Below are 12,219 nucleotides of genomic sequence, written 5' to 3'. Positions count from 1 at the left end.
GGTGTATACGCCAGTAGCTCAATTGGCAGAGCGGCGGTCTCCAAAACCGCAGGTTGGGGGTTCGATTCCCTCCTGGCGTGCCACTTCTGCGGGCTTCCGACAGTGCACGCCGGATGCTGCTTCGGGATGTTGATGGCGGGTCGCACGGAAATCCTTTGATGAAAGCAAATGTCCACGAAAAGGCCGGCCGGCTCGACTGGCTCAAGTGGTCCGTCGCTGGCCTGATCCTGGCGGCGCTGGTCGTGCTGGCCGGTGGCAACGGTATTGCGAGCGGTGTCGGCTTCGCGCACGAGTTCGCGGCACGCTCGGCGCTGCTGCGCTGGCCGGTGCTGGTGCTGCTCGGTGCCGCCGGTGTTGCCGTGGCATTCCTGACCTCGCAGGGTGCCGCTTTCCTCGAGCTGGCGAAGGCTGCTCGCGGTGAGATTCGCAAGGTGGTATGGCCGACGCGGCAGGAGACGACGCAGACGACGCTGATCGTCGTTGCGGTGGTCGTGGTGATGGCGCTGATCCTCTGGGGACTCGATACGTTCCTCGGATGGCTTGCATCCAGGCTGATTGGGTAGGGGTGGACGATGGCGAAACGCTGGTACGTGGTGCACGCCTATTCCGGCTTCGAGAAGAAGGTTGCCGCGGCATTGAAGGAGCGGGTGCAGCGCTTCGGAATGGAGGAGAAGTTCGGCGACATCCTGGTGCCCACCGAAGAGGTGGTCGAGATGCGCGGCGGGCAGAAGCGCAAGAGCGAGCGCAAGTTCTTTCCCGGCTACGTGCTGGTGGAGATGGAGCTCGACGAGGACAGTTGGCACCTGGTCAAGGAAACACCGCGCGTGATGGGCTTCATCGGTGGCAAGGCGGACAAGCCATCGCCGATCACCGAGGCGGAAGCGCGCGCGATCCTGCGCCGTGTCGAGGAAGGTGTGGACAAGCCGCGGCCGAAGACGATGTTCGAGCCCGGCGAGATGGTGCGCGTGGTCGACGGGCCGTTCAACGACTTCAACGGCGTCGTGGAACAGGTCGACTACGACAAGAACCGCCTGAAGGTGGCGGTACTGATTTTCGGACGCTCGACGCCGGTCGAGCTCGATTTCGCCCAGGTCGAGAAAGCCTGAGGCGCGCAAGTGGCGCGCCGTCTGGCGACGGTGCGCGGGGAGCCTGAGACGAACGGCCAGTGGCAGCCGTTTCGAGGCGTCAATCACCCACTGTGGAGTAGATCATGGCCAAGAAAGTCGACGCTTACATCAAGCTGCAGGTCAAGGCCGGTCAGGCCAACCCGAGCCCGCCCGTCGGTCCCGCCCTGGGTCAGCGTGGCGTGAACATCATGGAATTCTGCAAGGCCTTCAACGCGGCCACGCAGGGTCTGGAACCCGGCATGCCGATCCCGGTCGTCATCACGGTGTACTCGGATCGCAGCTTCACGTTCATCACCAAGACGCCACCGGCGACCGTGCTGCTGCGCAAGGCGGCGGGCATCGCATCGGGCAGCGCGACCCCGAACACGAAGAAGGTCGGCAAGGTCACGCGCGCGCAGGTCGAGGAGATCGCCCGCACGAAGATGCCCGATCTGACGGCTGCAGACATGGATGCGGCGGTACGCACGATCGCCGGCACCGCGCGCAGTGCCGGCATCGAAGTGGAGGGTCTGTGAGATGGCAAGGATGACGAAAAAGCAAAAGGCGATCGCGGCGCAGCTGGTATCCGGCAAACAGTACTCCATCGATGAGGCAGTGACGCTGCTCGGCAGTCTGCCGCGCGCGAAGTTTGCGGAGTCGATCGACGTGGCGGTCAACCTCGGTGTCGACGCACGCAAATCCGACCAGCAGGTACGCGGAGCGACCACGCTGCCGCACGGTACCGGCAAGACGGTGCGCGTGGCGGTCTTCACGCAGGGCGCGAACGCCGAGGCAGCGAAGGCTGCCGGGGCCGACGTGGTCGGCATGGACGACCTGGCCGAACAGGTCAAGGCCGGCAACCTGGATTTCGACGTGGTGATCGCCTCGCCGGACGCGATGCGTGTGGTCGGCCAGCTTGGCCAGATCCTCGGTCCCCGCGGTCTGATGCCGAACCCGAAGACCGGCACCGTCACCCCCGATGTGGCCACTGCGGTGCGCAACGCGAAGAGCGGCCAGGTGCGTTACCGCACCGACAAGAACGGCATCGTTCACGGAGCCATCGGCAGGTCCGGCTTCGAGGTGCGCGCGATCAAGGAAAATCTGGAAGCCCTGCTGGGGGATTTGCGCAAGGCGAAGCCTGCAACCTCGAAGGGCGTGTATCTGAAGAAAATCACCCTGTCGACGACGATGGGGCCGGGTCTCGCGATCGACCAGTCGAGTCTCGAGATCTGAGCAAGGACTTTGGGGTCTGTGGACAGCTCGTCTGGCCAGGACCATCAAAGACCGCAGGCCCTCCGCCAGGGGGTTAATCCGCGCCGGGAGGCGCTGGCCTGCGCAGATGGTGAAAACCCGATTGGTGACGATTGGAGTGCTCACCGCAATGGATGCCGTCGCACGGTCCCAGACGCGCGGCGGTGAAGCTGAACAGCCGGCCCGGCGGGCCGGTAATACACAGGAGTAGCTCCAGTGGCACTAGGACTCGAAGACAAGAAGGCGATCGTCGCTGAAGTCAGAGAGACCGCCACCAAAGCCCTGTCCGTCGTGATCGCAGACGCCCGTGGGGTCAGCGTCACGAATCTCACCAGCCTGCGCAAGCAGGCGCGCGAAGCCAAGGTGGTGGTGCGGGTTGTCCGCAACACGTTGGCGAAGCGCGCGGTCGAAGGCACCGAATTCGAGTGCATCGGGCCGGCGCTGGTGGGGCCTTCACTGCTCGCGTTCTCTCTGGAGGACCCGGGCGCTGCCGCGCGAATCTTCAAGGATTTCGCCAAGCAGGTGGAGGCATTCGAGGTCAAGGCTCTGGCGGTGAGCGGCCGACTGATGGGGGCCGAGCAGATCGACGTTCTCGCGTCGCTGCCGACCCGCGACCAGGCAATTTCGATGCTGATGAGTGTCATCCAGGCACCGATTGCCAAGCTCGCACGCACGCTGAACGAGGTTCCGGGCAAGCTTGTCCGTACCATCGCTGCCGTGCGCGATCAGAAGGAAGCCGCCTGAGCGGTTGGGTATCTGGCAATTTCAATCCGATCAATCAACGAGGAGTGACAAGTCATGGCACTGTCCCGGGACGAAATCCTTAACGCTATCGCCGAAATGACCGTGATGGACGTGGTCGAACTGATCAAGGCGATGGAAGACAAGTTCGGTGTGACCGCCGCAGCCGCAGTCGCGGCAGCTCCGGTCGCGGCAGCAGCGGCTGCCCCTGCCGAGGAAGAGAAGACCGAATTCGACGTGATCCTGAAGGGCGCGGGCGAGAAGAAGGTCAACGTGATCAAGGTCGTACGCGAACTGACCGGCCTCGGCCTGAAGGAAGCGAAGGACCTGGTCGACGGCGCGCCGTCGACGGTGAAGGAAGGTGTGAGCAAGGCAGATGCGGAAGCCGCAAAGGCCAAGCTCGAGGAAGCAGGCGCTGCCGTCGAGCTGAAGTGATCGCGATGCCGCAAGGCTCGCAATCGCAAGAGGCTGGCACAAACGCCGGGCCGGGGGGCTTGCCCCCCGGCGTTATCGCCGTTGTACGCCGCCTGCCGAAAGGCTCACCCGCCTTTCGAGAGACGGTTTACGCATCCGGACGACTCGCAGCAGATCGCTGAGGAACACGCATGGCCTACTCATACACCGAGAGAAAACGCATCCGCAAGGATTTCGGCAAGCTCAGCCTCCCGAGCGGGATGAAATTGCCGTTCCTGCTGGCGATCCAGCGGGACTCGTACCGGCAATTCACCCAGACGGACCTGGGGCCGGCACAACGCGAGGAATCCGGACTGCACGGTGCGCTGCGTTCGGTGTTCCCGATCGTCAGCTATTCCGGCAACGCCGCGCTCGAGTACGTCGACTACCACCTGGGCACGCCGGCATTCGACGTCAAGGAATGCCAGTTGCGTGGTGCGACCTTTGCGGCGCCGCTGCGCGTGCGGGTGCGCCTGATCATCTACGACCGCGAGTCATCGACACGCGCGATCAAGGACATCAAGGAACAGGAAGTCTACATGGGAGAAATCCCGTTGATGACCGAAAACGGCACCTTCGTCATCAACGGTACCGAGCGCGTCGTGGTTTCGCAGTTGCACCGCTCCCCCGGCGTATTCTTCGATCACGACAAGGGCAAGACCCATTCCTCGGGCAAGCTGCTCTACTCCGCGCGCATCATTCCTTACCGCGGTTCGTGGCTCGACTTCGAGTTCGATCCGAAGGACCTGGTCTACGTGCGCATCGATCGCCGGCGCAAGCTGCCGGCGACGATCCTGCTGCGTGCACTCGGCTACAACGCGCAGGAAATGCTGCGCATGTTCTACGACATCAACGTGTTCACGGCCGACGAGGCCGGGAACTGGGTGCTCGAGCTGGTTGCCGACCGCCTGCGCGGTGAGATTGCGGCGTTCGACATCCGTGACGAGAAGGGCAGCGTGATCGTCGAGCAGGGGCGCCGGATCACGGCACGCCACATCCGCCTGATCGAGAAGGCGAAGCTCGAGAGCCTGCCGGTTCCGGTCGAATACATCGCGGGCCGTTCGCTCGCCAGCGATCTGGTGGATACCGGTACCGGCGAGGTACTGGTCGATTGCAATACCGAACTCGGCTCGGACATGCTCGGCAAGCTCTTTGCACGCGGCATCCGGCGCATCGAGACGATCTACACCAACGAACTGGATTGCGGGCCGTTCGTCTCCGAGACGCTGCGTTCGGACCCGACGCGCACACCGCTCGAGGCGCTGGTCGAGATCTACCGCATGATGCGCCCCGGTGAGCCGCCCACGCGCGAAGCCGCCGAAAACCTGTTCAACAACCTGTTCTTCTCGGCGGAGCGCTACGACCTCTCCGAGGTCGGACGCATGAAGTTCAATCGCCGCCTCGGGCGCGAAGCGGTGGAAGGCTCGGGCGTGCTGAGCCGCGAGGACATCGTCGACGTGCTGAAGACGCTGATCGCGATCCGCAACGGCAAGGGGATCGTCGACGACATCGACCATCTCGGCAACCGGCGCGTGCGGTCGGTGGGCGAGATGGCGGAGAACCAGTTCCGCGTCGGGCTGGTGCGTGTCGAGCGCGCGGTCAAGGAACGGCTGAACCTGGCGGAGCAGGAGCAGTTGATGCCGCAGGACCTGATCAACGCCAAGCCGGTGGCGGCCGCGGTGAAGGAGTTCTTCGGCTCGAGCCAGTTGTCGCAGTTCATGGACCAGAACAACCCGCTGTCCGAGGTCACGCACAAGCGGCGTGTATCCGCGCTCGGACCGGGTGGTCTTACGCGCGAGCGCGCCGGCTTCGAGGTGCGCGACGTGCACCCGACGCACTACGGGCGCGTGTGTCCGATCGAGACGCCTGAAGGCCCGAACATCGGTCTGATCAATTCGCTGTCGACCTTCGCGCGCACCAATCGCTACGGTTTCCTCGAGTCGCCGTACCGCAAGGTCGTCGACGGCAAGGTCACCGACGAGATCGAGTTCCTGTCGGCGATCGTCGAGGCCGATTACGTGGTCGCGCAGGCCTCGGCGCAGCTCGATCGCAACGGCAGGCTGGTCGACGATCTGGTGGCGGTGCGCCACCAGAACGAATTCACGGTGATGCCGCCCGAGCGCGTCGATTACATGGACGTCTCGCCGAAGCAGGTCGTTTCGGTCGCCGCCTCGCTGATCCCGTTTCTCGAGCACGACGACGCCAACCGCGCGCTGATGGGTTCGAACATGCAGCGCCAGGCGGTGCCGACGCTGCGTACCGAGAAGCCGCTGGTGGGAACCGGCATGGAGCGCCTGGTCGCGCGTGACTCCGGCGTCTGCGTGGTGGCACGCCGTGGCGGGGAGATCGAGAGCGTCGACGCCGGGCGGATCGTGGTGCGTGTGAAGGAGGAGGAAATCGGCAGCGGCGAGATCGGCGTCGATATCTACAACCTGACCAAGTACACGCGCTCGAACCAGAACACCTGCATCAACCAGCGCCCGGTAGTACGCCAGGGCGATGTGGTCGCGGCCGGCGACATCCTGGCCGACGGCCCGTCGGTCGATCTCGGCGAGCTCGCGCTCGGGCAGAACATGCGCATCGCGTTCATGCCGTGGAACGGTTACAACTTCGAAGACTCGATTCTGATCTCGGAGCGCGTGGTGCGCGAGGATCGCTTCACCACGATCCACATCCAGGAGCTCAGTTGCGTTGCGCGCGACACCAAGCTCGGTTCCGAGGAGATCACGGCGGATATCCCGAACGTCGGCGAGGGCGCACTGGCGAACCTCGACGAATCGGGCGTGGTGTACATCGGCGCCGAGGTCAATGCCGGTGACATTCTGGTCGGCAAGGTGACGCCGAAGGGCGAAACCCAGCTCACGCCGGAAGAGAAGCTGCTGCGTGCGATCTTTGGCGAGAAGGCTTCCGACGTGAAGGACACCTCGCTGCGCGTGCCGTCGGGCACCAAGGGCACGGTGATCGACGTGCAGGTCTTCACCCGCGAAGGCCTGCAGCGTGACCAGCGTGCGCTGCAGATCGAGAAGGCCCAGCTCGATCAGTACCGCAAGGATCTGCGCGACGAGTTCCGCATCGTCGAGAACGCCACCTATGCGCGTCTGCGCAACCTGCTGGCGGGCGCGAAGGTGCAGGGCGGTGCCGGCCTGAAGAAGGACACCGTGCTCACGGTCGAGCAGCTCGACGGGATGGAGCACGAGCAGTGGTTCAAGCTGCGGATGGCGAACGCCGAGCTCAACACGCAGCTCGAAAATGCCGAGAACAGCCTGAACGAACGCCGCGAGGACATGGAGAAGCGCTTCGAGGAGAAGCGGCGCAAGCTGCAGAGCGGCGACGATCTCGCTCCCGGCGTGCTGAAGATCGTGAAGGTCTACCTGGCGGTGAAGCGCCGGGTGCAGCCCGGGGACAAGATGGCGGGCCGGCACGGCAACAAGGGTGTGATCTCGGTGATCATGCCCGAGGAAGACATGCCGTACGACGAGCACGGCCAACCGGTGGACATCGTGCTGAATCCGCTCGGCGTGCCGTCGCGGATGAACGTGGGACAGATCCTCGAGGCGCACCTGGGGCTCGCAGCGCATGGGCTGGGGCAGCGCATCGACGCGATGCTGCGCGAGCAGCGCAAGGTGGCCGAACTGCGCCGCTTCCTCGAGGAAGTGTACAACTCGATCGGCGGCCAGGCCGTCGACCTGAAGTCGCTGGACGATCGGCAGTTGCTCGAGCTGGCGGCCAACCTGCGTGGCGGCGTGCCGATGGCAACCCCGGTGTTCGACGGCATCGAGGAGGACGAGATCAAGGCGCTGCTGCGCCTCGCCGGGCTACCCGACAGCGGCCAGATGCAGCTCTATGACGGGCGTACCGGTGATCGCTTCGAACGGCGGGTGACCGTCGGCTACATGTACATGCTGAAACTGAATCACCTCGTCGACGACAAGATGCACGCGCGCTCGACGGGTTCGTACTCGCTGGTCACGCAGCAGCCGCTCGGCGGCAAGGCGCAGTTCGGCGGGCAGCGTTTCGGGGAGATGGAAGTGTGGGCGCTGGAGGCCTACGGGGCTGCGTACACGCTGCAGGAGATGCTCACGGTCAAGTCCGACGACGTGAACGGGCGTACGCGCATGTACAAGAACATCGTCGACGGTGACCATCGCATGGAACCCGGAATGCCGGAATCCTTCAATGTGCTCGTGAAGGAAATCCGCTCGCTCGGCATCGATATCGAGCTCGAGACCGACTGATTCACGCCGAAGCCGGATAGCAATACGCGGAGGAACGGCCTTGAAAGACCTGCTCAACCTGCTGAAGAACCAGGGCACGACGGAAGAGTTCGATGCGATCCGCATCGGACTCGCCTCGCCCGAAATGATCCGTTCGTGGTCGTTCGGTGAGGTGAAGAAGCCCGAAACGATCAACTACCGTACGTTCAAGCCGGAGCGCGACGGTCTGTTCTGCGCCAAGATCTTCGGACCGGTGAAGGATTACGAATGCCTGTGCGGCAAGTACAAGCGCCTGAAGCATCGCGGCGTGGTGTGCGAGAAATGCGGCGTCGAGGTCGCGCTGGCCAAGGTGCGCCGTGAGCGCATGGGGCATATCGAACTCGCGAGCCCGGTGGCGCACATCTGGTTCCTGAAGTCGTTGCCCTCGCGCATCGGCCTGCTGCTCGACATGACGCTGCGCGACATCGAGCGCGTGCTGTACTTCGAGTCCTACCTCGTGGTCGACCCCGGCATGACCACGCTGGAACGTGGCCAGTTGCTGAACGACGAGCAGTACTTCCAGGCACTCGAGGAGCACGGCGACGAGTTCACGGCGAAGATGGGCGCCGAGGCGATCCAGCAGTACATCGCCGACATCGGACTGGAAGAGGAGATCGCGCGGCTGCGCGAGGAGCTGCCGCAGACGAGCTCCGAGACCAAGATCAAGAAGCTGTCGAAGCGCCTGAAGCTGCTCGAGGCGTTCCACCAGTCAGGCAACAAGCCGCAGTGGATGGTGCTGAATGCGCTGCCGGTGCTGCCGCCGGACCTGCGTCCGCTGGTGCCGCTCGACGGCGGACGGTTTGCGACCTCGGACCTGAACGACCTCTACCGTCGCGTGATTAACCGCAACAACCGCCTGAAGCGCCTGCTCGATCTCAGCGCGCCGGACATCATCGTGCGCAACGAGAAGCGGATGCTGCAGGAAGCGGTGGATGCGCTGCTCGACAACGGCCGCCGCGGCCGTGCCATCACCGGCACCAACAAGCGCCCGCTGAAGTCGCTGGCTGACATGATCAAGGGCAAGCAGGGGCGCTTTCGCCAGAACCTGCTCGGCAAGCGAGTCGACTATTCGGGCCGTTCGGTGATCGTGGTCGGTCCCACGCTGAAGCTGCACCAGTGCGGCCTGCCGAAGAAGATGGCGCTCGAGCTGTTCAAGCCGTTCATCTTCGGCAAGCTGGAAGCACGGGGGCTGGCGACGACGATCAAGGCCGCGAAGAAGATGGTCGAGCGTGAGCCGCCGGAGGTGTGGGATATCCTCGCCGAGGTGATCCGCGAGCACCCGGTGCTGCTGAACCGTGCCCCGACGCTGCACCGTCTCGGCATCCAGGCCTTCGAGCCGGTGCTGATCGAGGGCAAGGCGATCCAGCTCCATCCGCTGGTCTGTGCGGCCTACAACGCCGACTTCGACGGTGACCAGATGGCGGTGCACGTGCCGCTGACGCTGGAGGCGCAGCTCGAAGCGCGTGCGCTGATGATGTCGAGCAACAACATCCTGTCGCCGGCCAACGGCGACCCGATCATCGTGCCCTCGCAGGACGTGGTGCTCGGTCTGTACTACATGACGCGCGAACGCATCGGTGCGAAGGGCGAGCGTGTCGAGGTCGACAGCGGGCAGCGGGCCTTTGCCGACCCCGACGAGGTGCGCCGTGCCTGGGGCGCCGGGCAGATCGACCTGCACACGCGCATCCGCGTGCGTATCCGCGAGCGCCTGCCCGATGGCGCGGGCGGCCTGCGCGAGAACGCGCGCCGCGTCGATACCACGGTCGGCCGTGTGTTGCTGTTCGAGATCGTGCCCGACGGGCTGTCCTTCGACCTGGTCAACATGCCGATGACCAAGAAGTGCATCTCGCGTCTGATCAACACCTGCTATCGCAACGTCGGACTCAAGCAGACGGTGATCTTCGCCGACCAGTTGATGTACACCGGCTTCGAATACTCGACGCGCTCGGGCGCATCGATCGGTGTCAATGATTTCGTGATTCCCGCTGCGAAGGCGAACCTGATCGCGCAGGCCGAAGGCGAGGTCAAGGAGATCGAGTCGCAGTATGCCTCGGGCCTGGTGACGCAGGGCGAGAAGTACAACAAGGTGATCGATATCTGGTCGCGTGCCAACGACCTCGTCGCCAAGGCGATGATGGAAGGCATCAGCAAGGAGAAGGCGCAAGACAGCCAGGGCAAGGAGCACGAGCAGGGTTCGTTCAACTCCGTGTACATGTACGCGGACTCGGGCGCACGGGGCTCACCGGCGCAGATCCGTCAGCTCGCCGGCATGCGCGGCCTGATGGCCAAGCCGGACGGTTCGATCATCGAGACGCCGATCACGGCGAACTTCCGCGAGGGCCTGAACGTACTGCAGTACTTCATCTCGACGCACGGTGCGCGCAAGGGTCTGGCCGACACCGCGTTGAAGACCGCGAACTCGGGTTATCTGACGCGGCGTCTGGTCGACGTGGCACAGGACCTGGTGATCACCGTGGAGGATTGCGGCACCACTGAAGGGCTGTTGATGACACCGGTCATCGAGGGCGGCGACGTGATCGAAGGGCTTGGCGACCGTGTGCTCGGGCGCGTGGTGGCGCGCGACGTGCTGCGCCCCGGCAGCGACGAGATCGCGGTCGAAGCGGGCACGATGCTCGATGAGGCCATGGTCGATCATCTCGAGAAGCTCGGCGTCGACGAAGTCACGGTGCGTTCGCCGATCACCTGCGAAACGCGCTACGGGATCTGCAGCAAGTGTTACGGGCGTGATCTCGCGCGCGGGCACCGCGTGAACATCGGCGAGGCGATCGGCGTGGTCGCAGCGCAGTCGATCGGCGAGCCGGGCACGCAGTTGACGATGCGTACCTTCCACATCGGTGGAGCCGCGTCACGTGCGACCGAGGCCGACAACATCCAGGTCAAGAACGACGGTACGGTGCGTCTGCACAACCTGCGCTGGGTGGAGCAGAAGTCGGGCAAGCTGGTCGCCGTGTCGCGTTCGGGCGAGCTGTCGGTTCTGGACGCCGACGGCCGCGAGCGCGAGCGTTACCGCCTGCCGTACGGTGCGGTGCTCACGGTGAAGGAAGGCGAGCGCGTGAAGGCGCGCCAGACGGTGGCCCAGTGGGACCCGCACACGCACCCGATCATCAGCGAGGCGGCGGGAAAGGTCCGTTTCGACGGCATGGAAGAAGGGATCAGCGTCAACCGCCAGACCGACGAGATGACCGGTTTGTCGAGCATCTCGGTGCTGGATCCGTCGGAGCGTCCGGCAGCCGGCAAGGACATGCGCCCGGCCGTTGCGCTGGTCGACGCCAAGGGCAAGGAGATCTGTCTGCCGGGAACCCAGACGCCGGCGCACTACTTCCTGCCGGCGAGCGCACTGGTCGCCCTCGAGGACGGCGCCACGCTGGATGTGGGCGACGTGATTGCACGGATTCCGCAGGAGCGCGGTGGCACGCGTGACATCACCGGCGGTCTGCCGCGGGTCGCGGACCTGTTCGAGGCGCGGCGGCCGAAGGAGCCGGCGATCCTCGCCGAGATCTCCGGTACCGTGAGCTTCGGCAAGGAGACCAAGGGCAAGCGCCGGCTGATCATCACGCCGACCGACGGGCAGACGCTGGCCGATGGCAGCGATCACTACGAGACGCTGATCCCGAAGTGGCGCACGCTGACGGTGTTCGAGGGCGAGAGCGTGGACAAGGGCGAGGTCGTGTCGGAAGGTCCGCCCGCGCCGCACGATATCCTGCGCCTGAAGGGCGTGGAGGCGCTGGCGAAGTACATCGTCAGCGAGATCCAGGACGTCTACCGCTTGCAGGGCGTGCGCATCAACGACAAGCACATCGAAGTGATCGTGCGTCAGATGTTGCGCAAGGTCGAGATCATGGCGCCGGGTGAATCCTCGTTCATCCGGGGCGAGCAGGGTGAGTACACCCGCGTGCTCGAGGAAAACGAAGCGCTGGAGAAGGAAGACCGGATGCCGGCGAGCTTCGAGCGCGTGCTGCTCGGCATCACCAAGGCATCGCTCGCGACCGAATCGTTCATCTCCGCGGCTTCGTTCCAGGAGACGACACGGGTTCTGACCGAGGCAGCAGTGACCGGCAAGCGCGATTTCCTGCGTGGTCTGAAGGAGAACGTGGTGGTCGGGCGACTGATCCCGGCCGGCACCGGCTTCACCTACCACAGCGAGCGTCGCCGTCGACGCGCGAAGGAAGCCATGGGCGAGACGATGGCGACCGCGAGCGAGATCGAGGCAGCGCTGACGGAAGCGTTCAGCAACGAGGGTTCCTGACGGTAATTTTCGATGACGGCGGGGTCGTTCCCCGCCCGTCGTATTGACGCTTCCCGGAGGCATCCCTAGAATCCCGCCTCCGCAAAAACGAGTGGCCACGATCGATGATCGTGGTCGAAACGGAAAACGTGGCGGCCCTGTGCCGGCA

Annotated in this window: 8 protein-coding genes and 1 tRNA gene; all 9 read left to right on the top strand. The window is 64.6% G+C overall.

The features are described 5' to 3' along the window. The first annotated feature begins 7 nt into the window (after positions 1–7). The 9 genes from H7A12_15290 (at position 8) to rpoC (ending at position 12,071) form a co-directional block, all read left to right on the top strand. Positions 8–83 (top strand) — tRNA-Trp (locus H7A12_15290). Between the two features lie 75 nt (positions 84–158). Beyond that, complete coding sequence (gene secE, locus H7A12_15285) at positions 159–563, top strand: preprotein translocase subunit SecE (GenBank protein ID MCP5322156.1); 405 nt, start codon at positions 159–161, stop codon at positions 561–563. Between the two features lie 9 nt (positions 564–572). Continuing rightward, the gene (gene nusG / locus H7A12_15280; GenBank protein ID MCP5322155.1) at positions 573–1,106 is read left to right on the top strand and encodes a transcription termination/antitermination protein NusG; all 534 of its coding nucleotides are present in this window, start codon (positions 573–575) and stop codon (positions 1,104–1,106) included. 104 nt (positions 1,107–1,210) lie between these two features. Next, entirely contained in the window at positions 1,211–1,642 is a 432-nt protein-coding gene (gene rplK, locus H7A12_15275; protein ID MCP5322154.1) for a 50S ribosomal protein L11, read from the top strand. A 1-nt stretch (position 1,643) separates the two neighbouring features. Further along, a complete protein-coding gene (rplA, locus tag H7A12_15270; GenBank protein MCP5322153.1) occupies positions 1,644–2,339 on the top strand; it encodes a 50S ribosomal protein L1 in 696 nt (231 codons plus the stop codon). Positions 2,340–2,573: 234 nt separating this feature from the next. Further along, positions 2,574–3,101: a 50S ribosomal protein L10 gene (gene rplJ, locus H7A12_15265; protein MCP5322152.1), complete on the top strand. Its 528-nt coding sequence runs from the start codon at positions 2,574–2,576 to the stop codon at positions 3,099–3,101. Between the two features lie 54 nt (positions 3,102–3,155). Beyond that, positions 3,156–3,533 carry a 50S ribosomal protein L7/L12 gene (gene rplL / locus H7A12_15260; GenBank protein MCP5322151.1) on the top strand — a complete coding sequence of 126 codons (378 nt, stop codon included), beginning with the start codon at positions 3,156–3,158 and terminating at the stop codon, positions 3,531–3,533. Between the two features lie 170 nt (positions 3,534–3,703). Further along, positions 3,704–7,786: a DNA-directed RNA polymerase subunit beta gene (gene rpoB, locus H7A12_15255; GenBank protein ID MCP5322150.1), complete on the top strand. Its 4,083-nt coding sequence runs from the start codon at positions 3,704–3,706 to the stop codon at positions 7,784–7,786. Positions 7,787–7,826: 40 nt separating this feature from the next. Then, positions 7,827–12,071 (top strand): DNA-directed RNA polymerase subunit beta', encoded by a 4,245-nt coding sequence (rpoC, locus tag H7A12_15250; protein ID MCP5322149.1) that lies wholly within the window; start codon positions 7,827–7,829, stop codon positions 12,069–12,071. Positions 12,072–12,219: the final 148 nt, after the last annotated feature.

The organism is Pseudomonadales bacterium, assembly GCA_024234165.1.
GTDB lineage: Bacteria > Pseudomonadota > Gammaproteobacteria > Pseudomonadales > UBA5518 > UBA5518.
This window is presented reverse-complemented; position numbering and strand designations above follow the sequence as displayed.